Origin of the sequence: Pseudomonas sp. LFS044 (assembly GCF_047978245.1) — a bacterium.
GTDB lineage: Bacteria > Pseudomonadota > Gammaproteobacteria > Pseudomonadales > Pseudomonadaceae > Aquipseudomonas.
Map to the genome: position 1 here is coordinate 22,728 of NZ_JBFPFX010000036.1, position 26,228 is coordinate 48,955.

25 protein-coding genes are annotated in these 26,228 nt (G+C 64.4%); 14 read left to right on the forward strand and 11 right to left on the reverse strand.

What is annotated here, in order from left to right:
- Window positions 1–13 precede the first annotated feature (13 nt).
- Both ACNQPL_RS23825 and ACNQPL_RS23830 read left to right on the forward strand, forming a co-directional pair.
- Window positions 14–688, forward strand: a complete 675-nt coding sequence (locus tag ACNQPL_RS23825) for a COG3650 family protein (protein WP_416468067.1) — start codon at window positions 14–16, stop codon at window positions 686–688.
- Window positions 689–791: 103 nt separating this feature from the next.
- Window positions 792–2,399, forward strand: a complete 1,608-nt coding sequence (locus tag ACNQPL_RS23830) for an NAD(P)/FAD-dependent oxidoreductase (protein WP_346616042.1) — start codon at window positions 792–794, stop codon at window positions 2,397–2,399.
- Window positions 2,400–2,472: 73 nt separating this feature from the next.
- Here the strand turns inward: ACNQPL_RS23830 and ACNQPL_RS23835 are convergent, their stop codons facing one another.
- The 6 genes from ACNQPL_RS23835 to dinG all read right to left on the reverse strand — a co-directional run bounded on the left by ACNQPL_RS23835 (window position 2,473) and on the right by dinG (window position 10,636).
- Entirely contained in the window at window positions 2,473–2,937 is a 465-nt protein-coding gene (locus ACNQPL_RS23835; RefSeq protein ID WP_033702633.1) for a glycine zipper 2TM domain-containing protein, read from the reverse strand.
- Between the two features lie 197 nt (window positions 2,938–3,134).
- A complete protein-coding gene (gene pdxH / locus ACNQPL_RS23840) occupies window positions 3,135–3,782 on the reverse strand; it encodes a pyridoxamine 5'-phosphate oxidase (protein WP_416468068.1) in 648 nt (215 codons plus the stop codon).
- A 19-nt stretch (window positions 3,783–3,801) separates the two neighbouring features.
- Complete coding sequence (locus tag ACNQPL_RS23845) at window positions 3,802–4,791, reverse strand: OmpA family protein (RefSeq protein ID WP_416468069.1); 990 nt, start codon at window positions 4,789–4,791, stop codon at window positions 3,802–3,804.
- Between the two features lie 99 nt (window positions 4,792–4,890).
- Window positions 4,891–6,036 carry a serine hydrolase domain-containing protein gene (locus ACNQPL_RS23850; protein ID WP_416468070.1) on the reverse strand — a complete coding sequence of 382 codons (1,146 nt, stop codon included), beginning with the start codon at window positions 6,034–6,036 and terminating at the stop codon, window positions 4,891–4,893.
- Window positions 6,037–6,142: 106 nt separating this feature from the next.
- Window positions 6,143–8,410 (reverse strand): beta-galactosidase, encoded by a 2,268-nt coding sequence (locus ACNQPL_RS23855; RefSeq protein ID WP_416468071.1) that lies wholly within the window; start codon window positions 8,408–8,410, stop codon window positions 6,143–6,145.
- Between the two features lie 81 nt (window positions 8,411–8,491).
- Window positions 8,492–10,636 carry an ATP-dependent DNA helicase DinG gene (dinG, locus tag ACNQPL_RS23860; RefSeq protein ID WP_346616047.1) on the reverse strand — a complete coding sequence of 715 codons (2,145 nt, stop codon included), beginning with the start codon at window positions 10,634–10,636 and terminating at the stop codon, window positions 8,492–8,494.
- Window positions 10,637–10,734: 98 nt separating this feature from the next.
- On the opposite strand from dinG, the gene ACNQPL_RS23865 reads away from it, so the two are divergent.
- Window positions 10,735–11,199, forward strand: coding sequence for a CopD family protein (locus ACNQPL_RS23865; RefSeq protein WP_346616048.1), 465 nt, complete (start codon window positions 10,735–10,737; stop codon window positions 11,197–11,199).
- Between the two features lie 16 nt (window positions 11,200–11,215).
- Here ACNQPL_RS23865 and ACNQPL_RS23870 read toward each other — a convergent pair whose 3' ends face one another.
- The 3 genes from ACNQPL_RS23870 to ACNQPL_RS23880 form a co-directional block, all read right to left on the reverse strand.
- A complete protein-coding gene (locus tag ACNQPL_RS23870; RefSeq protein ID WP_346616049.1) occupies window positions 11,216–11,488 on the reverse strand; it encodes a DUF1145 domain-containing protein in 273 nt (90 codons plus the stop codon).
- A 20-nt stretch (window positions 11,489–11,508) separates the two neighbouring features.
- Window positions 11,509–12,222 carry an OmpA family protein gene (locus tag ACNQPL_RS23875; protein WP_346616050.1) on the reverse strand — a complete coding sequence of 238 codons (714 nt, stop codon included), beginning with the start codon at window positions 12,220–12,222 and terminating at the stop codon, window positions 11,509–11,511.
- 87 nt (window positions 12,223–12,309) lie between these two features.
- The gene (locus tag ACNQPL_RS23880; protein WP_346616051.1) at window positions 12,310–13,008 is read right to left on the reverse strand and encodes an OmpA family protein; all 699 of its coding nucleotides are present in this window, start codon (window positions 13,006–13,008) and stop codon (window positions 12,310–12,312) included.
- A 159-nt stretch (window positions 13,009–13,167) separates the two neighbouring features.
- On the opposite strand from ACNQPL_RS23880, the gene ACNQPL_RS23885 reads away from it, so the two are divergent.
- The 10 genes from ACNQPL_RS23885 to pdeM all read left to right on the forward strand — a co-directional run bounded on the left by ACNQPL_RS23885 (window position 13,168) and on the right by pdeM (window position 24,726).
- Entirely contained in the window at window positions 13,168–13,662 is a 495-nt protein-coding gene (locus ACNQPL_RS23885; protein ID WP_387532935.1) for a DUF6231 family protein, read from the forward strand.
- 2 nt (window positions 13,663–13,664) lie between these two features.
- Window positions 13,665–14,141 carry a YchJ family protein gene (locus ACNQPL_RS23890; RefSeq protein ID WP_416468072.1) on the forward strand — a complete coding sequence of 159 codons (477 nt, stop codon included), beginning with the start codon at window positions 13,665–13,667 and terminating at the stop codon, window positions 14,139–14,141.
- Between the two features lie 2 nt (window positions 14,142–14,143).
- A complete protein-coding gene (locus ACNQPL_RS23895) occupies window positions 14,144–14,620 on the forward strand; it encodes an LEA type 2 family protein (protein WP_346616054.1) in 477 nt (158 codons plus the stop codon).
- A gap of 7 nt (window positions 14,621–14,627) precedes the next feature.
- Entirely contained in the window at window positions 14,628–14,831 is a 204-nt protein-coding gene (locus ACNQPL_RS23900) for an SEC-C metal-binding domain-containing protein (protein WP_012313055.1), read from the forward strand.
- Between the two features lie 180 nt (window positions 14,832–15,011).
- Window positions 15,012–17,453 (forward strand): penicillin acylase family protein, encoded by a 2,442-nt coding sequence (locus ACNQPL_RS23905; protein WP_416468073.1) that lies wholly within the window; start codon window positions 15,012–15,014, stop codon window positions 17,451–17,453.
- Between the two features lie 204 nt (window positions 17,454–17,657).
- On the forward strand, window positions 17,658–18,674 hold the full coding sequence (locus tag ACNQPL_RS23910) for a ligase-associated DNA damage response exonuclease (RefSeq protein ID WP_346614414.1): 1,017 nt from the start codon (window positions 17,658–17,660) through the stop codon (window positions 18,672–18,674).
- On the forward strand, window positions 18,671–20,329 hold the full coding sequence (locus tag ACNQPL_RS23915) for an ATP-dependent DNA ligase (protein WP_416468074.1): 1,659 nt from the start codon (window positions 18,671–18,673) through the stop codon (window positions 20,327–20,329). Before ACNQPL_RS23910 ends, ACNQPL_RS23915 begins: the two co-directional genes overlap by 4 nt.
- A 106-nt stretch (window positions 20,330–20,435) precedes the next feature.
- Window positions 20,436–21,551: a succinylglutamate desuccinylase/aspartoacylase family protein gene (locus tag ACNQPL_RS23920; RefSeq protein WP_346614416.1), complete on the forward strand. Its 1,116-nt coding sequence runs from the start codon at window positions 20,436–20,438 to the stop codon at window positions 21,549–21,551.
- 68 nt (window positions 21,552–21,619) lie between these two features.
- A complete protein-coding gene (locus tag ACNQPL_RS23925; RefSeq protein WP_416468075.1) occupies window positions 21,620–24,073 on the forward strand; it encodes a ligase-associated DNA damage response DEXH box helicase in 2,454 nt (817 codons plus the stop codon).
- Between the two features lie 44 nt (window positions 24,074–24,117).
- Window positions 24,118–24,726 (forward strand): ligase-associated DNA damage response endonuclease PdeM, encoded by a 609-nt coding sequence (pdeM, locus tag ACNQPL_RS23930; protein WP_416468080.1) that lies wholly within the window; start codon window positions 24,118–24,120, stop codon window positions 24,724–24,726.
- A gap of 13 nt (window positions 24,727–24,739) precedes the next feature.
- Here the strand turns inward: pdeM and ACNQPL_RS23935 are convergent, their stop codons facing one another.
- On the reverse strand, window positions 24,740–24,967 hold the full coding sequence (locus ACNQPL_RS23935; protein ID WP_346614418.1) for a hypothetical protein: 228 nt from the start codon (window positions 24,965–24,967) through the stop codon (window positions 24,740–24,742).
- A gap of 98 nt (window positions 24,968–25,065) precedes the next feature.
- Entirely contained in the window at window positions 25,066–25,632 is a 567-nt protein-coding gene (dcd, locus tag ACNQPL_RS23940; protein ID WP_012313046.1) for a dCTP deaminase, read from the reverse strand.
- A 329-nt stretch (window positions 25,633–25,961) separates the two neighbouring features.
- On the opposite strand from dcd, the gene ACNQPL_RS23945 reads away from it, so the two are divergent.
- Window positions 25,962–26,171: a cold-shock protein gene (locus tag ACNQPL_RS23945; RefSeq protein WP_016488765.1), complete on the forward strand. Its 210-nt coding sequence runs from the start codon at window positions 25,962–25,964 to the stop codon at window positions 26,169–26,171.
- Window positions 26,172–26,228 lie beyond the last annotated feature (57 nt).

Here is a 26,228-nt window from a genome sequence, read left to right on the forward strand (position 1 = left end):
CGGAGCCCGCCCCATGCGCCTCAGCCCTTCACTGCTGCTCACTGCCCTGCTGCCCCTGTTCGCCGGCTGCCAAATGCTGGCAGACAAGCCAAGCGACCCGAACATCGGCACCACGCGCATGCAGGGCGAACTGAGTGCAGGTGGCGGCCAGTTGCTGTTCAAACCCTGCAACGAACCCCGGCGCTTCGTGATCAGGGACGTTGCCGGCACCGGGATTCTGCAGGAAGCCGCCAACCTGGCCGACGACGCCGGCGACAAACTGTTCGCCGACGTGCGCGGGCGCCTCACCGGCAGCAAGCAGGCCAACAACGACGGCCAGCTGGACGTAAGCCGCCTGTACCGCCTGGAACCCTCTACCCGCGCCTGCGAAGACCCTAACTTCAAACAGTTGACCCTGCGCGCCGGTGGCCATGAGCCGGAGTGGGACATCAAGGCCAGTGGCAAGGGCATGGTCCTCAATCGCGTGGGCAAAGAGCCGTTGCCACTGCCTTTCCTTGAAGAGGAAGTGCCTGGCGGTGGCCTGACCTTGAGCAGCGAGGCCAACGGCCAGCATGTGGAGCTGTGGGTCGCTCCGCAGCGCTGCGTCGATGGTGCCAGCGGTGCCGTGCGCCACCTGCGCGCCGAACTGCGCATCGATGGCCAGACCTTGAAGGGCTGCGGTTATTACGGCGGCGCACGCGACAACTGATCGCCGGGCATTTTTATCCTGCCAGTCAGGGCGGCGAACAGCTTATACTTGGCGGTTTGTGTAAAGCCGCCGGCCGCCCATGGCCGGGATACTGGACCCTGCCATGCTACGAATCACCGAACTGAAGCTGCCCCTGGACCATCCCGACGAAGCACTGCGCGAAGCGATCGTTCAGCGCCTGGGCATCAGCGACGAGCAACTGCTCAGCTTCAATCTGTTCAAGCGCAGCTACGATGCGCGCAAGAAGAACAGCGAACTGCTGTTCATCTACACCATCGACCTCGAAGCCAGCAACGAAGCCGAGCTGCTGAGCAAGTTCGCTGACGATCACAACATCAGTGTCGCCCCGGATGTCACCTACAAGTACGTCGGGCAAGCGCCGGCCGACCTGCAGGCGCGCCCGATCGTGGTCGGCTTCGGCCCATGCGGCATCTTCGCAGGCCTGCTGCTGGCACAGATGGGCTTCAAGCCGATCATCCTCGAGCGTGGCAAGGAAGTGCGCCAGCGGACCAAGGACACCTGGGGCCTGTGGCGCAAGAGTGTGCTCAACCCCGAGTCCAACGTGCAGTTCGGCGAAGGCGGCGCCGGGACGTTCTCCGATGGCAAGCTGTACAGCCAGATCAAGGACCCGCTGCACCACGGCCGCAAGGTGCTGGAAGAGTTCGTCAAAGCCGGTGCGCCGGACGAGATCCTGTACATCAACAAACCGCACATCGGCACCTTCCGCCTGACCGGCATGGTCGAGCAGATGCGCCAGGACATCATCGCTCTGGGCGGTGAAGTGCGCTTCGAGCAGAAGGTCACCGACCTGCTGCTGGCCGATGGCCAACTGAGCGGTGTGGTTCTGGAAAGCGGCGAGCAACTGCAGTCGCGCCATGTGGTGCTGGCCCTGGGCCACAGCGCCCGCGATACCTTCCGCATGCTTCACGCCAAGGGCGTGTACATGGAAGCCAAGCCGTTCTCCGTGGGCTTCCGTATCGAGCACCCGCAAACGCTGATCGACAAGGCGCGGCTAGGCAAGTATGCAGGCCACCCGAAGCTCGGCGCCGCCGACTACAAGCTGGTGTACCACGCCAAGAACGGCCGCTCGGTGTACAGCTTCTGCATGTGCCCCGGCGGTACTGTGGTGGCCGCCACCAGTGAACCCGGCCGCGTCGTCACCAATGGCATGAGCCAGTATTCGCGTAACGAGCGCAATGCCAACTCCGGCATCGTGGTCGGCATCGACCCTGAGCGTGACTACCCGGGCGGCCCGCTGGCGGGCATCGAGCTGCAGGAACGCCTGGAGGCACATGCCTATGTGATGGGGGGCAGCAACTACCAGGCACCGGCGCAACTGGTCGGCGATTTCGTTGCCGGCAAGCCTTCCACCGCCCTCGGTAGCGTCGAGCCTTCGTACAAGCCCGGGGTTACGCTGGGCGACCTGGCGCCGAGCCTGCCGGACTTCGCCATCGAAGCCATCCGCGAGGCACTGCCAGCGTTCGATCGGCAGATCAAAGGTTACAACCTGCATGATGCAGTGCTGACCGGGATCGAGACACGCACCTCTTCGCCGCTGCGCATTACCCGCGGTGCCGATTACCAGAGCCTGAATGTCAAAGGGCTGTTCCCGGCCGGCGAAGGCGCCGGGTATGCCGGTGGCATTCTCTCGGCCGGCGTCGATGGCATTCGCATTGCCGAGGCGGTCGCGCGGGATATGCTCGGGCTTTAAGCCTGTAGCGCCGGTACAGACACACGAAACCCCGAACTGGCGAGACCGGTTCGGGGTTTTGTTTATTCAGCTATCAGTGAGAAACGCGGCTGGTACCGTCAACGGTCATGATGCGCACGCGCTCACCCACGCGGAAGATTTCGTTCTCCTGCACGGCCTGCACATAAGCGCGCATGCTGCCATCGTCCTCACGCACGGTGATCTCCACACCTTGGGTGCGGGTAATGCCTTCCTCAGCAGCGGAACCTGCCAGGCCACCGGCCACGGCGCCGATCACGGCCGCAACGATACTGCCGCGGCCGCCACCGACGGCGCTGCCGGCCACACCACCGACGATTGCGCCTGCACCACCGCCAATCGGCGTCTTGGTGCCTTCGATCTTGACTGGGCGCAGCGATTCGATAGTCCCCATGCGTACGGTCTGCACGCGACGGGCTTCATCACGGGAGTAGCTGTCGCCGGTGAGGCTGGAGGCACAGCCGCCCAGCAACAACGACATGGTGGTGAAGGTCGCCACCAGCAAAGCGGATTTACGCATGGGTAAAGTCTCCATAAGTCAGGTGTCCATTAGACGCTGCACCTCGACGGCTGTCACGGCATCGGAGCAATAAAATTATTTCCGTTCAGCTACGGTACAGTCTTCGAGCCAGGCTTGAAGACTTTGACAGAGGATAGTCGGGGATTACTGCATCGGTGTTGAGGCGGGGATGGGGCCGCAGCGCAGCCCCTTGCATTTCAGGGGGCCAGACGCTCGCGCAGCCACTGCCCCTCGACCAATCGATAATTCAGGCGGTCGTGCAGGCGGCTTGCCCGCCCTTGCCAGAACTCGATGCGCTCGGGCAGCAGACGATAGCCGCCCCAATGCTCCGGGCAATGTGGCTGGGTGTCGGAGAACCGAGCCTCGGTGGCTTTCACCAGACCTTCCAGTTCTTCGCGCCCGGCAATCACCCGGCTCTGCGGGGAGGCCCAGGCGCCCAGGCGGCTACCCAGCGGCCGCACCTGGTAATAGTCATCCGACTCCTTGGCCGTGACCTTCTCTACCCGCCCCTCGATCCGCACCTGGCGCTCCAGCGCCGGCCAGAAGAAGGTCATGGCAGCGAAAGGGTTGGCTTGCAATTGCTGCCCTTTGGCGCTGTTGTAGTTGGTGAAAAAGGTGAAGCCTCGCTCATCGAGCCCCTTGAGCAGCAACACGCGGCAATGCGGACGGCCTTCACCATCAACCGTGGCGATGGTCATGGCATTGGCTTCCACTGGGGGCTGCTCGGTCTTTACCGCATCGGCGAACCACTGGTGAAACAGCGCGAACGGCTCGCCCGGAGCCTGGGCTTCCGCCAGGCCATCACGGGTGTAGTCGCGGCGCATATCGGCCAGGGATTGGGTCATGGCTGCGTTTCCTTGACGATCAGTTGGTCTTCGCAGGGGTGTTGACAGCTACTTTCTTGTCAGCCGTAGCTTTCTTGGCGGCAGGCTTGGCCGGCGCGGCCTTTTTCTTCGCAGCAGTCTTGGCCGGCGCCTTGGCCTTGGCGGCTGGTTTTTTCGCAGCGGGTTTGGCGGCGGCCTTGGCGGCTGGCTTGCTCTCGGCGGCCTTGGCAGCAGGCGCCTTGGCATCCTGGACAGCGACCATCGAAGCCGGGGTCGGTGCCGGAGCGGCCTTCTGGTATTTGGCCATCAATGCCAGCATGGTGTTCTGCGGCGTCAGCAGCATTTCCACCCGGCGGTTCAGGGAACGGCCTTCGGCGCTGTCGTTGGCGGCGCGTGGCATTTCCGAGCCCATGCCCTTGAGCGACAGGCGGTCACGCTGCAGGCCGCTCAAGCGGAAGATCGCCGACACCGAGGCGGCGCGCTCCAGGCTGAGCTTCTGGTTGACAGCGGCTGCACCGCTGGTGTCGGCGTGGCCCAGTACCAGCACGGCCGTCTTGGTATCGCCCTCGACGGCCTTGGCCACGCGGGTGATCGGGCCGAGGGTCATCGGCAGCAGCATGTTCGGACGGTCCGGGTTGTAGGAACTGTCGGCTGGAATGGTGACCACCAGGACGTTCTCACGGCGCTCGAGCTCAAGCTTGCTGTCCTTGATCGCCTCGCGCAGTTTGGGCTCGTACTGGTCCAGCCAGGCCTGGGTGGCCTTTTCGTCGATTTTCGGTACGACCGGGCCCTTGGCCTGCTTGTCGTCACCACCGAATGGCCACCACCAGCGGCTGGCGCTCTCGGATTTGGCGTCGGCCTTGGCGACTTTCTCGGTGACGGCCTGCTTCACTTCCTGCTCGGCAACCTTGTCCGAACCGAACGGCCACCAACTGCTGCTGGCACCCTTCGAAGCGTCCTGAGAATGGCTGGCGCAGCCGGTCACGGCGGTCAGGCACAGGGCCAGAGCTAAGGTTTTATGTGAAGACATCAGCGATACACCATGAAATAGAAAGGAATTTTGCCAACACATGTGAGGCGTTGGCATTGAGGATAGTCAAAGGGGTCGCGCAATACCCGCATTACCCGATCAAAGGCAAGTGCCAAGCACCCGCACCAGTTGCTGGGCTCTTGGGTCCATGAGCACGTAAGGGCCGAGGGTATTGACCACGAAACCGAAGGCGACGTCGTGCTCGGGGTCGGCGAAACCGACCGAGCCACCCGCCCCGGGATGCCCGAAGGCGCGAGCGCCAAGGCCAAAGGTGGCGTTGGCCACGGTGGGCTGGTCAAGCATGCAACCCAGGCCGAAGCGGGTCTGGGTCAGCAGGGTACGGTCCTGGCCAAGGCTGTGCTCACGCGTCAGCTCGTCGAGCAGTTCGGATTCGAGCAGGCTGCCGTCGAGCAAGCCGGCGTAGAAACCCGCCAGGCTGCGGGCGTTGCCATGGCCGTTGGCCGCCGGCTGCTGCATGCGCCGCCATTCGGGCTTGTTGGTGCTGGTGAGAATCGCCGGTGGGTTGGTGAACGCACGGGTCGACAGCGCCTCTGGCTCACGCATGGTCACCTGCAGCAGGCGCTGGGCAGCGGCATCGCCAGCATTGCCCTTGCCGCGTGCGATATGCGCCACGCGATCGAATTCTTGGTCAGCCAGGCCGACATGGAAGTCCAGCCCCAGTGGCCGTGCCGTGCGCGCAACGATCGACTCGCCCGGGCCACGGCCATCGGCGCGACGGATCAGCTCACCGATGAGCCAGCCATAGGTGATGGCGGCGTAGCCGTGCTCGGTGCCCGGCGCCCACCACGGCGTCTCGGCAGCCAGGGCATCGACCATGGTTTGCCAGTCATACAGGGCCTCTGCAGGCAACAGCTCGCGGATGGCCGGCAAACCGGCGCGGTGGCTAAGCAGCTGGCGCAGGGTGACGGCCTCTTTGCCTGCCTGGGCAAACTCGGGCCAGTAGCGCGCCACCGGCGCGTCCAGGGCCAGCTTGCCCTCGCCCACCAGCTGCAGCGCGGTGACTGCGGTGAACGTCTTGGTGCAGGAGAACAGGTTGGCGATGGTATCGCTGTGCCAGGCCTGCTGGCCGTCCTTGTCGGCACTGCCCGCCCACAGGTCGATCACGGTCTCGCCACCCACCTGGATGCACAGCGCTGCGCCACGCTCCTGGGGATCATCGAACAATGCCGCGAACGCTTCGCGCACCGCCTCGAACTTCAGCTCATAGTGACCCTGGATCTGCACCCGCTGTTCTCCGTACGACCTTGCCGAAAATGGCGTGCATTGTTTCAGTAGTTGGCGGTTTTGCCTACTGGGCGAGGCCGTCTGGAGATGAAGAAAGGCACCTTTTTCAGGGCGCCTCACGGGTCGCAGAGCCCGGGGTAGACGACCCTTTGTGCAACAAACCACTCAACTGACCAACGGCCTGCTGGTTGCTCTTGCGTACCGCTTCGACAAACCCCGGGTACGCCACATCGGTGATCGCCACCAAGCCCAGATGCCCGTTTTCGCCGTCGAGCAAGCGCCCGCTGGCCGGTTGATCGAGGTACTGGAACCAGTGCGCCCCAACGATCATGGGCTGCGCCAATGCAGCCTTGAGGAAGTTACCGTAGGCCGGCCCACGATCTTCTTCCCGTGCCACCTCCACCGGGCCTGGCCAGAACGGCCCGCTGTCACGGGAGCCGAACTGGAACTCGGACACCAGCACCGGCTTGTCCAGCTCGGCCAGGCGGGTGAAGTCGTAGCCGTCTTCAGGCTTGAGGGTATAGAAGTTGAAACTCAGCACATCGCAGAACTCAGCGCAGGCCTTGACCGCTTCTGGCGTGCTCACGGCAAAGCGACCGCCCAGCAGCAGGTGGTTGGGCGCATGCCATTTCAGCGAGTCGGCAATGGTCTTGAAGTAGGTCTCGGCGAACACCTGCTGGAAATACTGGTAATCACGCTCGATCTCCGGGTGCTCGGGGTTGGGCAACGGCGCCTCGAAGCCTGGGTCTTCCATCAGCTCCCACGCCTGCAAGTCGATGCCCCAAGCCTTGGACAGCCCCTCCTGGTTACGGTACTTGTCACGCAACTGCTTGAGGAAGGCGCGCTTGGCCGGCACATCGGTGGTCAGGCGAAGGGTGCCATAGGCCAGGCCGTAACGGGCCTTGGGGTCGCTGCCCGGTGCGCTCCAGGCCAGTTCGTTGTCGGCGAAATAACCCATCAGCCAAGGGTCATCACGGTGATCGCGGGCAGCGATGGCTACGGCGCGCTCGGTGGCCATGGCGAAACGCGGGTCGAACGGGTCGGGCATGCGGCCCCACCAATCCATGCCCGTGCTGATGCTGGCGTAGTCACCCACGATCGACAGTGGCAGCGTGTACGGCATGCGCTTGGCCTCGGCCAGGCCGGGATCGCTCCAGTTACCCAAGGTGTTGAAACCCCACGCCTGCAGACGGTCCAGCGTGTGCGCCTGCCAGCGGGCGGCATCCAGCACCAGCGGCGGGCACTGAGGTGCAGGCTGGCCTTCGACGGCAGCAGGGCACGGCTTGCCATAGGTGCGCTGAATGTTCGCAGCGTAGAAGTCGAACCAACGGCCTTTCTTGAAGCTGCGCCCTTGCGACGAAGCATTGCCGTCGTCGTTATTGCCTTCGCCGTAGAATGCCGTCAGTGCGTCACCTTCACCCGGCAGCTTGCTGAACATGCCCTCGCGGCCGGCGACATAGGTGCGCCCACCATCGGCGGCCACGGCATTCACGCCCAGCGAGTAGAACGGATGGCCGTCCGGGGTTACCAGGTACCAGCGGCCGTCGCGTTTCTCGGTGCGGAAAAAGCCTTTGGCCTCGAACGCCGGGCCTGCCAGCAGGCCACCGTAGCTGTCCAGCGGCTGCTTGCCGCGTTCGGCCAGCCAGGCCTTGAGCTGTTGCTGCTCGCGGCTATCGGCGGCCTTGAGCTGCTCGTCGTTGACGATCTTCTCGGGCCAGCGGCCACGGCTGAACTGGCCGTAGCCGTCGATCAATTGCTGATAGGCCGCCTGGTAGGCGAGGTTGTCATCCTGAATGCCTACCTTTTCGATGAGCAGGTTCTGCGCCACCTTGGGGCTGGGAATGCTCAGGCTGATCGAAGCCACCTGCTTGAGGTCGACCTCCCCGGCGCTGTTGCTCAAGAGCACGCGCTGGCCTTCATGAACCCAAGGCATCGGAGGGCCGGCGCGCATCCCCTGGCTCAGCGGCGAGCTGGCCTTGAGCGGCACCATCACCGTCTGTGCAGGCCCCGCCGGCAGGTCGATGCGGCTGGTCAGGGTGCGGCCGTCACTGCTCTGCACCGTGACATCCACGGTCAGCGCCCAGTCCATGGCACTTTGCAGGCGCAAGGTCAGGAACTGCCCGGCGGACCAGTCCCAGCCACCGCTCTGTGGGCTCAGGCGCAAGGTCGGTCGCTCGACCGGGTTGAACACCACCCGCCGCAACACCTCACCTTCGGTGGTCTGTTCTGCGTTGTACTGCGGCATGCCGGTGCCCTCGGTGGCCACATTGACGACCGAGGCAGGGCGCACGAAGCTGAACAGCGTCTGCTGCCCAGCCAGCAAGGGTGTGCTCAGCAACAGAGTGAGAACAGCGGGCAAGGTGCGGCGGATCATAGGGTTCAGGCTCTCCTTCCAGGCCCTCATGAGCCCGCGACAGAGTGATGGACAACGGGCCGGCGCTTCGTGCTCCGGCCGTCAGGAAATCTCCCGCCGGAAGGGCGGCAGCGCATTGAGAATAGCCTTGCCGTAGCGCTGGGTGACCAGACGCCGATCAAGCAAGGTGATGACACCACGGTCCTGCTCGGTACGCAGCAGGCGACCGCAGGCCTGAATCAGTTTCAACGAGGCATCGGGCACGGCAATTTCCATGAACGGGTTACCGCCACGGGCTTCGATCCACTCGGCCAGGGCCGCCTCGACCGGGTCGTCCGGCACAGAGAAGGGGATCTTGGCGATCACCACGTGTTCGCAGTAGGCGCCCGGCAGGTCGACACCCTCGGCGAAACTGGCCAGGCCGAACAGCACGCTGTGCTGGCCATCGTCGACCCGCGCCTTGTGCTTGTTCAGGGTTTCCTGCTTGGACAGGTTGCCCTGGATCAGTACCAGCTTGCGCCAGTCACGGTCCAGGCCGTCGAACACTTCCTGCATCTGCTTGCGCGAGGAAAACAGCACCAGCGCACCGCGGGCGTCCTCGACGATGTTCGGCAGCTCGCGGATGATCGCCGCAGTATGCGCCGCCGCATCACGCGGGTCGGCCTTGAGGTCGGGGACGCGCAGCAGGCCGGCATCACCATGCACGAACGGGCTGGGAACCACACAGGTTACCGCGTCGCGGGGCAGGCCCGAACGCATGCGGAAACGGTCGAACTTGCCCAGCGCGGTGAGCGTTGCCGACGTCACCAGCGCGCCATGGGCAACGCTCCACAGGCTACGGCGCAGCATCTCGGCTGCCAGAATCGGGCTGGCGTTGACCTCGATATCGAACAGCGCACCGCTTTCAGCCAGGGTCAGCCAGCGGGCCATGGGCGGGCTGTCTTCCGGGTCTTCGGCAGTAAAGGCGGTCCACAGCTCCCAGTTACCCTGAGCACGGGTCACCAGGCTGCCGAACAAGGGGTACCACTCTTCGGCCTGATGGCTGGCGATACCGATGTTGACCTCACCGTCCATACCTTCCTTGAGCAGGTCGGCCAGGCGGGTAAACAGGTCGTTGAGGCGAGAAAACCCCTTTTTCAGCTCGATGCCGACTTCGCGGATCTGCTCGGGCACCACGCCGCCCTCGAAGCGGTAGCGCGGGCGCTCCCGGCCTTCGACGTCTTCGCTGGGGCGGAAGTCGGCGACTTGTTCGCACAAGGTGAACATGAACTGTTGCTGGGTGCGGATTTCCCGCGCCAGCTCCGGCACCTGCTCGATCAGCTTGCCAAGGTCACCCGGCAACGGATGCTGGGCCAGCAGCTTGGTCAGGTTCTTGGCAGTCTGCTCCAGCCAGTCGGCAGTAGAGCGCAGGCGTGAATAGTGGGCGAAGTGGCCGATGGCCTTGTCTGGCAGGTGGTGGCCTTCGTCGAACACGTACATGGTGTCGCGCGGGTCGGGCAGCACTGCACCGCCGCCCAGTGCAAGGTCAGCCAGGACCATGTCGTGGTTGGTGACGATGACATCGACCTTGCCCATGCCTTCACGGGCCTTGTAGAACACGCACTGCTGGAAGTTCGGGCAGTGCCGGCCGGTGCATTGGCTGTGGTCGGTGGTCAGGCGCGCCCAGTCCTGGTCTTCAAGGGTTTCTGACCAGCTGTCACGGTCGCCGTCCCAACGGTTGCCGGCGAGCTTCTCGATCATGCTGTTGAACAGCTTCTGGCTGCGTTCGTCGACCTCGATGTGGAAGCCCTCTTCCTCGAACAGCTGGGCAGTGGCCGATTGTGCGTGGCCCTCCTGCAGCAGGACGTCGAGCTTGGACAGACACAGGTAGCGGCCGCGCCCCTTGGCCAGGGCGAAGCTGAAGTTCAGGCCGCTGTTGCGCATGAGGTCGGGCAGGTCCTTGAAGACGATCTGCTCCTGCAGCGCCACGGTGGCGGTGGCGATCACCAGGCGCTTGCCGGCAGCCTTGGCAGCCGGGATCGCGGCCAGGCTGTAGGCGACCGTCTTGCCGGTACCGGTACCCGCCTCCACGGCCACCACGGCAGGCTCGCCGGCGCGGCGGCCTTCATCGTCGCAGGCGATGTCGCCGAGCACTTTGGCCACTTCGGCGATCATCAGGCGCTGGCCATAGCGCGGCTTGAGGCTCTTGGCTTCGAGAAAACGCGAGTAGGCGCCCTGGATGGTGGCTTTGAGTTCGTTGCTGATCATGGTCTGCAGGCGCCCGAAGGGCTGGATATATTTTCAGTGTTTCGCATGGGGCGGCTATCATACCCCGCTATTGCCCTTTGTGCCGCATGGAGATCCGGATGCTTGCCTTTGCCCTGCCCTACACACTGCATGTTCTTGCCGCCCTGGTCTGGGTGGGTGGCATGTTCTTCGCCTGGCTGGTGCTGCGCCCGGCAACGGTTGCGGCCCTTGAAGGGCCTGCCCGGCTGCGGCTGTGGGTGGAAGTTTTCCGACGCTTCTTCGTCTGGGTCTGGCTGGCGGTGGCGATCTTGGCGATAAGTGGTATCGGCATGTTGCACATGCGATTCAGTGGCTTCGAGACCGCCCCCCGCTATGTGCAGGTGATGATGGGAGGCGGCATCGCGATGTTCGCGCTGTTCATGCGCATCCAGGCGCTGTTGCTGCCAGAACTCAAGGCAGCGGTGCAGGCCGAGGACTGGCCGGCAGGCGCTGCCGCGCTGGGGCGGATCCGGCGCATGGTCGGCGTCAACCTCCTGCTGGGCTTGGCGGTGGTGGCAGTGGCCAGCTTGCGCTTACCGCTCTAGGCTGGCCACACCGGTGTCAGCGCCGCGACAGCTCAGGCTGCCGCGGTATGGACATGACATGGAATATCCCCGTCAGCAGGATCTGCAGGCGGTCAAACCAACGGTGGCTGCGCCCACGCAAACTGCCGTTGAAAAACAGCACTTCAAGCACGTGCAGCCCCAGCAGCGCAATGCCCGCCGCATTGATCAGCAGGTTGAAGGGCAGCGGCTGCGGCATCAGCTGGTTGAACAGCACCACGCCCCAGAAAGCGATGGTCAAGCACTTGCCCAGGCCCAGAATGAACTTCATCAGCCACTCCTGTTGCGTCGTCAATTGAGGTGCAGGTCTACCCGCCGGTTATGCGCGCGGCCCTCTTCGGTGTCGTTTTCCGCTACCGGCTCGCTTGCACCCCGGCCTTCGCTGGTGACCTTCTGCGGTGCCAGGCCCTGGCTGATCAGGTATTCGGCGACACTGGCGGCACGCCGCTCGGAGAGTGCCTGGTTGTAACTGGCCGAGCCGACGTTGTCGGTGTGGCCTACCACCTTGATGCGCGACACCCCTAACTCGTTCAGCCTCGGCAGCAGGCTTTGCAGCCGTTGCTGGCTGCCCGTCGTCAGGTCGGCAGAATTGAAGGCGAACATCACCTGGCCCTGATCGTCGAGGGAGATCACTTCGGGCTGAGGCTCGGGTGCAGGCTGGCTGGGCGGGTACTGTGGCAGCGGGCAACCCATGTGGTTGACGGCTGTGCCGGCTGGCGTATCGGGGCAGCGGTCTCGGCGGTCGAAGACGCCATCATCATCTTCGTCACCGTCCTGGGCGTAGCAGATCAACCCCCCGGCGATCGCACCCAGGGCGCCGCCTCCAGCAGCCCAGCTCGAGCTTTCGATGGCGCCCAGGCCACCGCCCGCCAGGCCGCCCAGCAGGCTGCAGATGGGCCAAGTCCTTTGATTGAGGGGCGCACTGCCGTCACTGTGGGTGGCGCAGCCTGCAAGCAGGCTGGAAACCACCAGCAACGGCAGCGCCGCCTTTGACATGACACTCATGATGAATGCTCCTGTGTCGTTGGCCGCAACCGGCCTACAGGAGTAAAGACGCGCCCGCGCCACTTCTCAAGGTGCGGGCGCAAGCCGTCAGCGCTGGATCTTGATCTCGGTGCGACGGTTCATCGAACGCCCATCGGCTGTGGCGTTGTCTGCCACCGGCTGGGTTTCACCGGCGCCGACCACCGATACGAAGCTGGCGCGCGGCACACCGCTCTGGACCAGGTAATCGGTTACCGAGTGGGCACGGCGCTCGGACAGTTTCTGGTTATAGCTGTCGGAGCCAACGCTGTCGGTGTGGCCCGTAACGCTCAGGCGGGCGCTCGGTGCTTCCTGTTTGAGGCGCGTGGCGATGGTGTTCAGGCGTTCCTTGTCGGCTGCCGTCAGCCGTGCCGAGTCGAATTCGAAGTGCACGTCACGGATGACGATGACTTCTTCCTTCTGTACCACCACTTCCTCGACCACTGGCGCCGGCGCCGGCTCAGGCGGGCAACCATTGGCATCGACCTGCACGCCACGTGGCGTACCCGGGCACTTGTCACGGCTGTCCGGCACGCCATCGCCATCTTCATCACCGTCGCCATGCGCCCAGCAATAGCCCGCAGCCAGGCCACCGCCAAGCAACGCGCCCCAACCGGCCCAACTGGAACTTTCGATGGCGCCCAACGCGGCACCGCCCACACCCCCGACGGCAGCACACTTCGGCCAGTCGGTTTTTTGCAAACCTGCACAACCAGTCAACACACTGGTGAGCAGTACCAGGGGTAACGCTGTGCGTACTATGCTCATTTTGTAGCTTCTCCTAGGGGGAATCGGCATAAGGCCGATCTCTGGGAGTAAAGACCGTGCCTTTCATCCCTGCCAGCAATAAGCCACAGCGTGGTCACATGCCGCTTTGCCCGCGACCAACAGCCCGTTAGTCTTGAGATACCTGAACGAGGAATGGCAATGACCGACGGTTTTTCCCAACGCACACCGCAGCAGGCCCTGGCGGCCCTGCTCGAGCGCTTCACCCCGCAACGCCTGCTGCTGGTAGGCACCCGCTTCCCGGCCTTGGACGCATTTGCCCAGGCCCATCCGCAGGTAACCATCGAGGTCTGCTCGCCTGGTGCTCTGCCGGCGCACATTGCCGCACAGCGCTTCGACCTGGCCGTGCTGGTGGACTGCCTGGAACACCTGCCCAAACGGGCTGGCCTGGAACTGCTGGGCGGCATCCGCAACCTCAACGCCAGCCGCGTCGCGGTGCTTGCCGACCTGCGTGCCAGTGGCTGGCAGGACACCGATTTTTTTGCCCTGGCCCTGTCGGCCAGCGAGAAATTCCGCCGCGACGAGCAGGTGCTCAGCTTGTTCACCTATGATCTACATGATTACAAGCAGGTCCCGGACTGGTTGAACGCCAGGTTCTGGGCCAACCCTGAAAACTTCGGCAAGTACTGGTGGTGATGATGAGTGTCTCGGTTTGCCCTTGTGGCAGCGGTAACCTGCTGGACGCCTGTTGCGGGCACTACCACGCCGGAACCCCGGCACCGGATGCGCAGACATTGATGCGTTCGCGCTACAGCGCTTACGTGCTGGGCCTTATCGATTATCTGGTCGCCACCACCCTGCCGGCCCAACAGGCCGGGCTGGACCGCGCCGCCATGGCCGCCTGGAGCGCGCAAAGCACCTGGTTGGGGTTGGAAGTGGAGAACGCCGAGGTACTCGGAGGCCAACCCGAGCATGCTTTCGTCACCTTCATTGCGCGCTGGCATGACCAGGAGGGCGACCACCAGCACCGCGAGCGGTCCGCCTTCGTGCAGCACGAGAGGCGCTGGTTCTTCATCGACCCGACGGTCGAGCTCAAGGCGGGCCGCAACGACCCCTGCCCCTGCAGCAGCGGGCAGAAGTTCAAGAAATGCTGCGCCAGCTACGTCGGTAACTGACCATGATCGCCCTGGCCCGCACGCTCATGCTTGGCACCCTGCTGGCACTGCAGACGGGCTGTGCACTATGGGGTGGCGACGACTGGCGTGCGCCCCAGGTGCATCTGGTCGAGGTCGAGACGGTCAAGGCGCGCTTGCTTGAGCAGGAATTCGTGTTGCACGTGCGTATCGAAAACCCTGACGACAGCCGTCTGTTCATTCGCAACTTGAGCTATTCGATCTGGCTCAACGACCTGCTCCTGGCAGAAGACCAGGCCAGCATCTGGCGCAGCGTCGGTGGCCACGCCCGGCGCACCTTCAAGATCACCGCGCGGACCAACCTGTGGAAACAGCTCAAGCCGTTGGCCAAGTTGCTCAAAAGCGAGCAAACGCTGCACTACCGCTTGCAGGGTGAACTGGCGACCGGCCTGCTCATCCACCGGGACCTGCACATATCGCGCAGTGGTGAGATAATGCCCGGCGATTTCATACCGGAGTAACCCTGCAATGACCCAACAACCCCACGTTCATGGCCCTGACTGCAACCACGGTCACGATCATCACCACGATCACGACCACGGCCATGTGCACGGCCCGCATTGCAACCACGGCCACCAGGAGCCGGTTCGCAACGCCCTGAAGGACGTCGGCCGCAACGACCCATGCCCGTGTGGCAGCGAGAAGAAATTCAAGAAGTGCCACGGGGCTTGATACGGCTTGAATGCTGCGGTGCGGCGTAAATCGAGCGCCGCCCGCGCGGCGCTCGATCTCATGTACAAAAAACAACCGAGGACTAGCACCAAAGCCCCAATCCCCAGGCGCCGAAAACCCATCGGCATGCTAACTTAGCGCCAATCAAAACCCCCGCCTCGCCTTGCAGGAGCCCTTGTCATGGCCGCCCCCGTCCTTCCTCCCTTCCGCCCGCGGTTCGCCACCGCTGCCACGCTGCTTGGCATGCTCGGGCTTGCCGGTTGCCAGATGGGCGGCTACCAGGACAGTGTGCCACCGACAACCGGCGTGCAGCCGCTCAAAGGGCTGGCGCAAAACGTTTCGGTTCGCCGCAACGCCATGGGCGCGCCGCTGATCGAAACCAGCAACTTCCACGACGCCCTGTTCAGCCTGGGTTACGTGCATGCCGGTGACCGCATCGAGCAGATGCTCGCCATGCGCCTGCTCGCCCAAGGCCGCCTGGCAGAAATGTCGGGCAGCGACGCACTGGACATCGACCGCCTGATGCGCGCCGCCAATCTCAAACAGAATGCTACCCAGCTGTATGCGGACGCCTCGCCACGGCTCAAGCGCTTCTTCGAAGTCTATGCCCGGGGCGTCAACGCCTACCTGTTCCGCTATCGCGACAAGTTGCCGGCCAACCTCGCCAGCAGCGGCTACCGCCCGGAATACTGGAAGCCCGAAGACTCGGCATTGATCTTCAGCCTGTATGCCTTCAGCCAGTCGGTGAACCTGCAGGAAGAGCTCAGTGCCCTGACCTTGGCGCAAAAGGTGGGCAGCGACAAATTACCCTGGTTGCTGCCCGGCGCACCGGATGAACCGCTTGCCGACGCCGAGGTGGAAAAACTCAAAGGCCTGAACCTGGCTAGCCAGCTGCCGGGCTTGGCTACGCTCGCTGCGGCTAGCCAGAAGCTCGCCGACCTTGACCTGCTCGGCAGCCCCGGCTCGGCCAACCTGGCACTGGGCCCGCAACGCAGCCGCAGCGGCAAGAGCCTGCTGGCCAGCGACAGCCGGGCAGCCTGGGCCTTGAGCCCGGTACAGATCCACACCAGCAAGTATCAGGTGGCGGGGCTGTCACTGCCGGGGCTGCCCATCGTCCTGGCAGGTTACAACGGCAAACTGGCCTGGAGCAGCAGTGCGGTGATGGCCGACAACCAGGACCTGTACCTGGAACAACTGCGCCATCAGGGCAGCCAGCTCAGCTACCTGGCCGATGGCAAATGGCTGCCCGCCCGCGCGCGCACCGAAACCTTTTTCGTCCGCGGCCAACGCCCGCAGCGCGAAGTGATGTACGACACCCGCCACGGCACCCTGCTCTCGCAGCCGGGCAATGCCAGCCTGGGCCTGGCGCTGAACCTGCCGCAGCTCAAGGGCGACCGAAGCCTTGATGCGCTGTTCGACCTGACCCGGGCAAAAAACGTCGAGCGCGCGTTCGACAGCACGCGCGAGATCGGTGCTGCCGCGCTCAACTTCGTGTTCGCCGAACCTGAACACATTGGCTGGCAGGTCAGCGGCCGCTACCCGAACCGCCGCGAAGGCCAGGGCCTGCTGCCATCGCCTGGCTGGGACGGGCGTTTTGACTGGGACGGCTATGCCGACCCGATGCTGCACCCCTATGACCAGGACCCGCCAGCCGGCTGGATCGGCCACGCCAATCAGCGCAGCCTGCCGCGTGGCTACGGCATGCAACTGTCCAACACCTGGTACTACCCGGAGCGCGCCGAACGTCTGGGCCAACTGGCCGGCAATGGCCGCCACGACAGCCGCAGCCTGAAGGCCCTGCAGAACGACCAGGTGACGCTGCTGGCCGACAAGCTCAAGCAGATGTTCGATGCGCCCGGCATGGCCCAGCCGCTCAAACAGGCCATCGACGCCCTGCCTGGTGCCCAGCGCGACAAGGCCCGCGATGCGCTGGCCCGATTGAAAGCGTTCGACGGCCGCCTGAGCCCGGTCTCGGCAGATGCGGCGCTGTATGAACTGTTCCTGCAGGAGGTCGCGCGGCAGACTTTCCTCGATGACCTCGGCCCGGAATCCAGCCCAGCCTGGCAGGCGTTCGTCAGCAACGCCCGGCTGTCCTATTCGGCCCAGGCCGACCACTTGCTTGGCCGCGAGGACAGCCCGTTCTGGGATGACCGCAACACGCCGCAGAAGGAAGACAAACCGGCCATTCTCGCCCGTAGCCTGGCGGCGGCGGTGGATGCAGGTACCGCCCAACTGGGCAGCGACCGCCGCGCCTGGCAATGGGGCAAGCTGCACCAGTACCGCTGGCCAGCCCCGGCCTACCACGGCCTGGGCGATGCCCTCAGCCGCTCGGCGCTGGCGGCCGGCGGTGATTTCAGCACCCTGGCCCTGACGCCTTATGCCTGGGGCAGCGATTTCGACACCCGCCTGCCGGCGTCGGCACGCATGATCGTCGACTTCGGCCAGGCCGAACCGCTGCAGGTGCTGACCAGCAATGGCCAGTCAGGCAACCCGGCCAGCGGGCATTACAGTGATGGGCTGGATGCCTGGTTCAAAGGGCGGTTCATGAGCCTGCCGTTGCAGCCGCAGAATTTTGCGCGGGCTTATGGGAGCCAGCGGTTGACGTTGGTGCCTGGTAGGTAACTGGGAATAATGGCGGCAGGGCTGTGATGTGCTCGCCTTTGGCCTTCCAGGGGGTTTGAGATCGAGCGCCGCCCGCGCGGCGCTCGATCGCAAGAGCGCCACCGCACTCGCGACAGGCACCTTAACCTCAAACTCAAACCTCTGCGAACTTCCCAACCCTGGCACCGCTCCTAACTGGTAACCCCAACCACCAGTGCCTACGCCATGGACCTCGTCATCGCCCGCCCCGAAGGCCTGTACTGCCCGCCCGGTGATTTCTACATCGACCCGTGGCGGCCGGTGGCGCGTGCCATCATCACTCATGGCCATGGCGACCATGCCCGTCGCGGCAACGCGCATTACCTGACCGCCACCCCTGGCGCCGGTATCCTGCGCAGCCGCCTTGGCCAGGACATCGACTTGCAGACGCTGACCTACGGCGAACGCATCCGTCACCACGGCGTCACCATCAGCCTGCACCCGGCCGGGCATGTGCTGGGCTCGGCCCAGGTGCGCCTGGAACATGAGGGCGAGGTCTGGGTGGCCTCCGGTGACTACAAGGTCGAGCCCGACGGCACCTGCGCCCCGTTCGAGCCGGTGCGCTGCCACACCTTCATCACCGAATCGACCTTCGGCTTGCCCATCTACCGCTGGCCAAGCCAGGCCGAGGTGTTTGCCGGGGTGAATGCCTGGTGGCGGGCCAACCGGGATCAGGGCAAGGCCAGCGTGTTGTTCTGCTATGCCTTCGGCAAGGCTCAGCGCATTCTGCACGGCCTGGATAGCAGCATCGGGCCGATTCTGGTGCACGGTGCGGTGGAGCCCCTCAACCAGGTATACCGCGAGGCGGGTGTGTACCTGCCGCAAACCCTCTATGCGGGTGATGTGCCCCGAAACGACCCGCTCATGCGCCAAGCCATCGTTCTGGCGCCCCCCTCTGCCGCAGGCAGCAGCTGGATGCGCCGCTTCGGCGATTACAGCGATGCCTTCGCCAGTGGCTGGATGCTGCTGCGCGGCACGCGGCGCCGGCGCGGCGTGGACCGTGGCTTCGTGTTGTCCGACCATGCTGACTGGCCAGGCCTGCTTTGGGCCATCGAGCAGACCGGTGCCGAACGGGTGATGGTCACCCATGGCTCGGTCAATGTGCTGGTGCGCTTGCTCAATGAAAAGGGCCTCGATGCCCGCGCCTTCGTGACCGAGTATGGCGAGGAAGATGACGCCCCTGCGACGGAAGCCGGAGCATGAGAGCCTTCGCCCAACTCTACCTGCGGCTGGATGCCACGACGTCCAGCAATGCCAAGCTCGAAGCGCTGCGCGACTATTTTGCCGCCGCCCCTGCCGAAGATGCGGCCTGGGCCGTGTATTTCCTGTCGGGTGGCCGGCCGCGCCAGCTGGTGCCTACCCGCGTACTGCGCGAACTGGCGACGGCACTGGCCGGCCTGCCCGATTGGTTGTTCGAAGAAAGCTACCAGGCGGTGGGCGATCTGGCGGAAACCATATCGCTGCTGCTGCCTGAAAATCACCACGGCAGCGACGACGGCCTGGCCCATTGGGTTGAAGGCCACCTGCTCCCCCTTCGCGGGCTGCCCGCCGAAGAAGTGCAGCAGCGCCTGCCTCCCCTGTGGGCACAACTGGACCGCCCCAGCCTGATGCTGTGCCTGAAGCTGATCACCGGCAGCTTTCGCGTCGGCGTGTCCAAATTGTTGGTCACCCGCGCCCTGGCACAGCTGGCCGGGCTGGATGCCAAGCGCGTGGCGCAGCGCCTGGTTGGCTACACCGACATCAGCCATCGCCCTACTGCCGACAGCTACCAGAAGCTGATCGCCGCCGAATCGGCTGATGAACACAGCCAGCGCGGCGGCCAGCCTTACCCGTTCTTTCTGGCACATGCCCTCCAGGCCCCTACCGAGCAGTTCGACGACCTGCTTGGCCCCCCCAGCGCCTGGCAGATCGAATGGAAGTGGGATGGCATACGCGCCCAGGTGGTCAAGCGCGATGGCCAGGTGTGGGTGTGGTCGCGTGGCGAAGAGCTGATCACCGACCGTTTCCCGGAGCTGCACAGCCTGGCGCAGAGCCTGCCGGACGGCGTCGTCCTCGACGGCGAGATCCTGGTCTGGAAACCCGGCGCCACCGCCGAAGCGCTGGCCGTGCAACCGTTCGCCCTGCTGCAGCAACGCATTGGCCGCAAGACCCTGGGCAAGAAGCTGCTGACCGACACGCCCGTGGTACTGCAGGCGTACGATTTGCTGGAGTGGCAAGGCGAGGACTGGCGTAACCGGCCACAACATGAACGCCGTCAGCAATTGCAGCGCCTGGTCACCGACTACCCACTGGCCCCCGTGCTGCTTTCGCCGCTGCTGGAGGGGCAGGACTGGCAGGACCTCGCCGTTCAGCGCGAACAGTCGCGCAGCCTGGGGGTCGAGGGCCTCATGCTCAAGCAGCGTGACGCCTTGTACGGTGTGGGCCGAACCAAGGACATGGGGGTGTGGTGGAAATGGAAGATCGACCCGTTCAGCGTCGATGCGGTGCTGATTTACGCCCAACGCGGCCATGGCCGCCGCGCCAGCCTGTACAGCGACTACACCTTCGCCGTCTGGAACGCGCCATCCGGTAGCCCGGAGCGTGCGTTGGTCCCGTTCGCCAAGGCCTACTCGGGCCTCAGCGATGAAGAAATGCGCAAGGTGGATGCCATCATCCGCAAGACCACGGTAGAAACCTTTGGCCCGGTGCGCAGCGTGACCCCGACGCTGGTGTTCGAGCTGGGCTTCGAGGGTATCGCACTGTCCAAGCGGCACAAGAGCGGCATCGCCGTGCGCTTCCCACGCATGTTGCGCTGGCGCCAGGACAAACCGGTCGCCGAGGCGGACGACCTGGCGACCTTGCAAGCACTGCTAACCTGACCGCACACCGTGGCAAGACGCGCAGAGAGGCACAGCCGGCAAAATTATGCTTAGCTTTGTGCCGACCCGTGTCGCAGACCGTTTTCGCCACGTAATCAGGACCACCATGCACCATTCGACCCACGACTTGCTGTCCCCCGTACCCGGCATCACTCGCCAACTGCACAGTTTCCACTTCGGCCCGCGCGGTGGCGCCAAGGTGTATATCCAGGCCTCACTGCATGCCGACGAACTGCCGGGCATGCTGGTGGCCTGGCACCTCAAGCGCCGCCTGGGCGAGCTGGAACAGCAAGGGCGCCTGCGCCGCGAAATCATCCTGGTGCCCGTGGCCAACCCGGTGGGCCTGGAGCAGGTGATGCTGGATGCGCCGCTGGGCCGTTTCGAGCTGCAAAGTGGCGAGAACTTCAACCGCAATTTCGTCGACCTTTCCGACAGCATCGGCGACCAGATCGAGGGGCATCTGACCCAGGACCCCGCGCACAACCTCGCGCTGATCCGCGAGTACCTGCGCCGCGGCCTGGACGCCCACCCGGCGCTTACGCCGCTGCAGTCTCAGCGCCTGATCCTGCAGCGGCTGGCCTGCGATGCAGACCTGGTCCTCGACCTGCACTGCGACTTCGAGGCGGTCGAACACCTCTATACCACCCCGGAAGCCTGGCCTCAGGTCGAGCCCCTGGCCCGCTACCTGGGGGCCCAGGCCAGCCTGTTGGCCACCGATTCCGGCGGGCAGTCGTTCGATGAGTGTTTCAGCCTGGTCTGGTGGCAGTTGCAGCAACGCTTCGGCAAGCGCTTCCCGATCCCGTTGGGCAGCGTAGCGGTGACCGTCGAACTGCGTGGCCAGGCCGACGTCAGCCATGACCTGGCGAGCAAGGATTGCCAGGCGATCCTTGACTACCTCACCCACGCGGGCGTCCTAGCGGGTACACCCGCGCCCTTGCCGGCACTGCCCAGCCCCGCTACCCCGCTGGCCGCTGTCGAACCGGTATCGGCCCCTCTCGGTGGGCTTCTGGTGTATCACGCCCGGCCTGGCCAGCAGCTTGAGGCTGGCCAACTTATCGCCGAAGTCATCGACCCGCTCAGCGACCGGGTGACCGCCGTGCGCAACAGCCAGCCCGGCCTGCTGTATGCCCGTAGCGTGCGGCGCATGGCCACGGCTGGAATGGTCATTGCCCACGTAGCAGGTCAACAGGTGTGCCGCAGCGGCTATCTGCTGGCGAACTGACTCGGTAAAACCAATGCACCGGGCGGGTGGTCCTTATAAGCACAGCCTTCGAAGGACACCGCGCCCGCATGCCCGCCCAAACCGACCTAGCCAATGCCTGGTTCACCGCACGCGGCTGGAAGCCCTTTGCCTTCCAGCGGCAAGTCTGGGCGGCGGTCGGCCGCGGCGAATCGGGGTTGCTGCATGCCAGCACTGGGGCCGGCAAGACTTACGCGGTATGGCTTGCGGCGCTGCGCGCCTTTGCCCAGCCTGCCCCAGGGCGCCAGCCCGCGCCGTTGCAAGTGCTGTGGATCACCCCCATGCGCGCGCTGGCCGCAGATACCGCCCGGGCCTTGCAAGCACCGCTGGATGAGCTCGGCCTGAACTGGAGCGTCGGTGTGCGCAGCGGTGACACCGGCAGCGCCGAGCGCGCCCGGCAAGCCAGGCGCCTGCCGAGCACGTTGATCACCACCCCCGAAAGCCTGACCCTGCTGCTGACCCGGGCACAAGCCTGCGAGGACTTCGCCCACCTGCGCCTGGTGGTGGTGGACGAATGGCACGAACTGCTGGGCAACAAGCGCGGCGTGCAACTGCAACTGGCCCTTGCCCGCCTGCGCCGCTGGCACCCGCGCCTGGTGACCTGGGGGCTCTCGGCCACCCTGGGCAACCTGCCCCATGCGCTCGAGGTGCTGTTGCCCGAGGGCGGCCAGTTGGTGCGGGGCCGCCAGGACAAACGCCTGATTGTCGACACCCTGCTGCCCGAGGCCATCGAACGCTTCCCTTGGGCCGGCCACATGGGCCTGAAAATGCTCGAGCCGGTCGCCCGTGAGCTCGACGGCAGTGCCAGCAGCCTGGTGTTCACCAATACCCGCGCCCAGGCCGAGCTGTGGTACCAGGCCTTGCTCGACGCCCGCCCCGACTGGGCCGGGCAGATCGCCCTGCACCATGCCTCATTGGCCCGCGCGACCCGCGACTGGGTGGAACTCAGCCTCAAACAGGGTGCGCTCAAGGCCGTGATCTGCACGTCCAGCCTGGACTTGGGGGTGGATTTCCTGCCAGTGGAGCGGGTCATGCAAATTGGCTCGGCCAAAGGTATCGCTCGCCTGATGCAGCGCGCCGGGCGTTCCGGGCATGCGCCGGGGCGTCAGTCGCGGATCACCCTGGTGCCCACCCACAGCCTGGAACTGGTGGAAGCCGCAGCGGCGCGCAGCGCCTTGGCTGCGGGGCATATCGAAGCACGCCGCTCGCCACGCCTGTGCATGGATGTGCTGGTCCAGCACCTGGTCTCTATGGCACTGGGCAGTGGGTTTCGCCCAGCCGAACTGCTTGCTGAAGTGCGCAGCACCTGGGCATTTCGCGAGCTGCGTGACAGCCAATGGCAGTGGGCGCTGGACTTCGTCAGCCATGGCGGCAGCTCACTCAGCGCCTACCCTGACTACCAACGCGTCGAAGCCCACGCCGATGGTGTCTGGCGGGTCGCCAGCGAGCGTCTGGCGCGGCGCCATCGCATGGGCATCGGCACCATCGTCAGCGACGCCAGCCTGCAGCTCAAATACTGGAGCAAAGGTGGCGGCGGCAAACACCTGGGCAGTGTCGAAGAAGCGTTCATCGCCCGCCTGCGCCCAGGCGACACCCTGGTCTTTGCCGGGCGTGTACTGGAGCTGGTGCGCGTAGAGAACATGACTGCCTACGTGCGCCGCAGCACTGCCCGCAAAGCCGCCATCGCCCGCTGGAATGGCGGGCGAATGCCGCTTTCCAGCGAACTGGCCGATGCCTTGGTGGAAAAGCTCGATGCCGCCGCCCACGGCCATTTCGACGACCCGGAGATGCGCGCGGTGCGCCCATTGCTCACGCTTCAGGGGCAGTGGTCGGCCTTGCCCAGCACACAGACGCTATTGGCCGAAACGCTTGCCACACGCCAAGGCTCACACCTGTTTCTGTACCCCTTTGCTGGGCGCATGGCCAACCTGGGCCTGGCCAACCTGATCGCCTGGCGGATCAGCCGCCAGCAACCGCTGTCGGTGTCCATTGCCGTCAGTGACTATGGCTTCGAGCTGCTCAGCCCTAGCCCCGTGGACTGGGCCACCCACCTGCCTGCGGCGTTGTCCGGCGAGGGTCTGCTGGATGATGTGCTGGCCAGCCTGAACGCCAGTGAAATGGCCTTGCGACGCTTTCGTGAAATCGCCCAGATTTCCGGGCTGGTGTTTGGCGGATACCCGGCGGCGCAAAAGAGCACCCGGCAGATCCAGGCGTCGAGCGGGCTGTTCTTCGAGGTCTTTCGCAAGCATGATGCCGGCAACCTGCTGCTGGGCCAGGCACGGGACGAAGTGCTGCGAGAGGAACTGGAAATCGAACGATTGCAGAGTCAATTGGCCAAAATGAGCCAGCTGCGCCTGGACGTGCGCGAACTGCGACGGCCCGGGCCACTGGCGTTCACGCTGCTGGTGGAAGGCATGCGAGAAACCCTGAGCACAGAGAAGCTGGCGGATCGCATTGCGCGGATGGTCGCCGACCTTGAAAAAGCCGCGAGCAGAACGACGTGAGTGAACACCTGGCCATCGAACATTGCGGGCAAACACTGTGGTTGATGCCTGATCGTGCGCTTTACTGGCCAGCCCGTCGTGCACTGCTGGTAGCCGACGTGCATATCGGCAAGGCTGCCAGTTACCGCGCACTGCACCAACCCGTACCACGCGGCACCACCGAAGCCACGCTCCAGCGCCTGGATGCACTGCTTGCAGCCTGTGAGTGCGAGATGTTGATCGTGCTGGGCGACTTCCTGCATGCGCGAACGGGCCGCACTGCGGCAACGATGGCCAAGCTACAGGCCTGGCGGGCGCGCCATGCAGGGTTGCGCATCGTGCTGGTGCGTGGCAACCACGATCGCCATGCAGGTGATCCACCTGCACAGCTTGGCATCGAGGTTCAGGATGAACCTTGGGTACTGCCGCCGTTCGCGCTGCAACACGAACCTGAAACACACCCGGACCACCCGGTGCTGTCAGGCCATGTACACCCGGTATACGTCCTGCGTGGTCGCGCCCGCCAGCGGCTGAGGCTGCCCTGTTTCGTCATGGGTCAGGTCAGCCTGTTACCGGCGTTTGGTGAATTCACTGGCGGCTGGAATGTCGAGCAGAACCCGAGCAACCGGATCTACCTTGCCGGCGCGGACCAGGTCTGGCCCTTGCAGCTCTGACCGACCGGGCCGTTCAGGCCACAGGGGCAGGAGGCGGTTCATCGGGCAGGGTTGGCTCGCCCGGTTCCATGGGTGGGGTATCCCCAGGCTGGGCGGGTTGCGGGGTATCCGGGCCAGGCTGACCGGGTACGCCGCCAAGGTGCATCGGCGCAGGATGGGCCAGCAGCGACCACGCCAGCATGCCGATATGGTTGGGCTGCAGCACAGCCAGCTTTGCACTGATTGCGGGATCGAGTTTCATGGGTAACTCCTGACTAGGGCCGCCACGCATCATGCATGGCAGCACTGTTCAGTAACTTGGAGTGCCCAAGCGAGAACTAATTCCCCGCGCTCGTCGGCTCAGGTGCGTGGCAGGGTGACGCCGCGCTGGCCCTGATACTTGCCGCCACGGTCCTTGTACGACACTTCGCACTCTTCATCGGATTCGAGGAAGAGCATCTGCGCTACGCCTTCATTGGCGTAGATCTTCGCCGGCAGTGTGGTGGTGTTGGAGAATTCCAGGGTCACGTGGCCTTCCCACTCCGGCTCGAGTGGCGTGACGTTGACGATGATGCCGCAACGCGCATAGGTGCTCTTGCCAAGGCAGATGGTCAGCACGTTGCGCGGGATGCGGAAGTACTCGACGGTACGGGCCAGGGCGAAGGAGTTCGGCGGGATGATGCAGACATCGCTCTTGACGTCAACGAAGCTACCGGCGTCGAAGTTCTTCGGGTCGACGGTGGCCGAGTTGATGTTGGTGAACACCTTGAATTCGTCGGCGCAACGCACGTCGTAACCGTAGCTCGAAACGCCGAACGAGATCACCCGGCTGTCGTGCTCGCCGCGCACCTGGCGCTCGACGAACGGTTCGATCATGCCGTGTTCCTGCGCCATGCGGCGAATCCACTTGTCCGATTTGATGCTCATGGCGGGGGTGTCCTGAGAGTTGCGAGGTGAAAAAACGAAAGGCGCATCTTACCGGTCCCCGCGCTCAGGTTAAAGTTCCATCCCGCATCCCGCGCCAGACGGGGCTTGCGGCCGCCGCCGATCCGAATTTCATCAAAGGCTATTTTGGAGATTGGCAGCTCGTGGAAAGTGGGTTAAGGTGACGCCACTGTGCTGCACGTGACACCGAGAATCTCTAGTTTGATGCACGATCCTGATCGCACCATCGCTGAATTTTCTGCTCTCTTTGCACTCAGTCCCGGCCAGGGTTTTTCCTGACCGTTATCTACTTTGTCCAAGGAGACAGAAAAATGTCCAACCGTCAATCCGGTACCGTTAAGTGGTTCAACGATGAGAAAGGCTACGGCTTCATCACCCCTCAGTCGGGCGACGATCTGTTCGTGCACTTCAAAGCCATCCAAGCTGACGGCTTCAAAACCCTGAAAGAAGGCCAGGCTGTTACTTTCGTCGCTACCCGCGGCCAGAAAGGCATGCAGGCTGAAGAAGTTCAAATCGCCTAAGCGATTTAGCTTCCTAGCTTTCAAAAAAACCCGCCTCTGGCGGGTTTTTTTATGCCT

What these genes read in the sequence shown, in the direction of transcription:
- ACNQPL_RS23825 (WP_416468067.1), top strand. Translation starts at nt 14, where the DNA reads ATGCGCCTCAGCCCTTCACTGCTGCTCACTGCCCTGCTGCCCCTGTTC.
- ACNQPL_RS23895 (WP_346616054.1), top strand. Translation starts at nt 14,144, where the DNA reads ATGATCGCCCTGGCCCGCACGCTCATGCTTGGCACCCTGCTGGCACTG.
- ACNQPL_RS23855 (WP_416468071.1), bottom strand. Translation starts at nt 8,410, where the DNA reads ATGATCCGCCGCACCTTGCCCGCTGTTCTCACTCTGTTGCTGAGCACA.
- ACNQPL_RS23835 (WP_033702633.1), bottom strand. Translation starts at nt 2,937, where the DNA reads ATGCGTAAATCCGCTTTGCTGGTGGCGACCTTCACCACCATGTCGTTG.
- ACNQPL_RS23925 (WP_416468075.1), top strand. Translation starts at nt 21,620, where the DNA reads ATGCCCGCCCAAACCGACCTAGCCAATGCCTGGTTCACCGCACGCGGC.
- ACNQPL_RS23865 (WP_346616048.1), top strand. Translation starts at nt 10,735, where the DNA reads ATGCTTGCCTTTGCCCTGCCCTACACACTGCATGTTCTTGCCGCCCTG.
- ACNQPL_RS23875 (WP_346616050.1), bottom strand. Translation starts at nt 12,222, where the DNA reads ATGAGTGTCATGTCAAAGGCGGCGCTGCCGTTGCTGGTGGTTTCCAGC.
- pdeM (WP_416468080.1), top strand. Translation starts at nt 24,118, where the DNA reads ATGCCTGATCGTGCGCTTTACTGGCCAGCCCGTCGTGCACTGCTGGTA.
- ACNQPL_RS23890 (WP_416468072.1), top strand. Translation starts at nt 13,665, where the DNA reads ATGAGTGTCTCGGTTTGCCCTTGTGGCAGCGGTAACCTGCTGGACGCC.
- ACNQPL_RS23900 (WP_012313055.1), top strand. Translation starts at nt 14,628, where the DNA reads ATGACCCAACAACCCCACGTTCATGGCCCTGACTGCAACCACGGTCAC.
- ACNQPL_RS23845 (WP_416468069.1), bottom strand. Translation starts at nt 4,791, where the DNA reads ATGTCTTCACATAAAACCTTAGCTCTGGCCCTGTGCCTGACCGCCGTG.
- ACNQPL_RS23915 (WP_416468074.1), top strand. Translation starts at nt 18,671, where the DNA reads ATGAGAGCCTTCGCCCAACTCTACCTGCGGCTGGATGCCACGACGTCC.
- ACNQPL_RS23880 (WP_346616051.1), bottom strand. Translation starts at nt 13,008, where the DNA reads ATGAGCATAGTACGCACAGCGTTACCCCTGGTACTGCTCACCAGTGTG.
- ACNQPL_RS23905 (WP_416468073.1), top strand. Translation starts at nt 15,012, where the DNA reads ATGGCCGCCCCCGTCCTTCCTCCCTTCCGCCCGCGGTTCGCCACCGCT.
- dcd (WP_012313046.1), bottom strand. Translation starts at nt 25,632, where the DNA reads ATGAGCATCAAATCGGACAAGTGGATTCGCCGCATGGCGCAGGAACAC.
- dinG (WP_346616047.1), bottom strand. Translation starts at nt 10,636, where the DNA reads ATGATCAGCAACGAACTCAAAGCCACCATCCAGGGCGCCTACTCGCGT.
- ACNQPL_RS23935 (WP_346614418.1), bottom strand. Translation starts at nt 24,967, where the DNA reads ATGAAACTCGATCCCGCAATCAGTGCAAAGCTGGCTGTGCTGCAGCCC.
- ACNQPL_RS23830 (WP_346616042.1), top strand. Translation starts at nt 792, where the DNA reads ATGCTACGAATCACCGAACTGAAGCTGCCCCTGGACCATCCCGACGAA.
- pdxH (WP_416468068.1), bottom strand. Translation starts at nt 3,782, where the DNA reads ATGACCCAATCCCTGGCCGATATGCGCCGCGACTACACCCGTGATGGC.
- ACNQPL_RS23920 (WP_346614416.1), top strand. Translation starts at nt 20,436, where the DNA reads ATGCACCATTCGACCCACGACTTGCTGTCCCCCGTACCCGGCATCACT.
- ACNQPL_RS23945 (WP_016488765.1), top strand. Translation starts at nt 25,962, where the DNA reads ATGTCCAACCGTCAATCCGGTACCGTTAAGTGGTTCAACGATGAGAAA.
- ACNQPL_RS23870 (WP_346616049.1), bottom strand. Translation starts at nt 11,488, where the DNA reads ATGAAGTTCATTCTGGGCCTGGGCAAGTGCTTGACCATCGCTTTCTGG.
- ACNQPL_RS23910 (WP_346614414.1), top strand. Translation starts at nt 17,658, where the DNA reads ATGGACCTCGTCATCGCCCGCCCCGAAGGCCTGTACTGCCCGCCCGGT.
- ACNQPL_RS23885 (WP_387532935.1), top strand. Translation starts at nt 13,168, where the DNA reads ATGACCGACGGTTTTTCCCAACGCACACCGCAGCAGGCCCTGGCGGCC.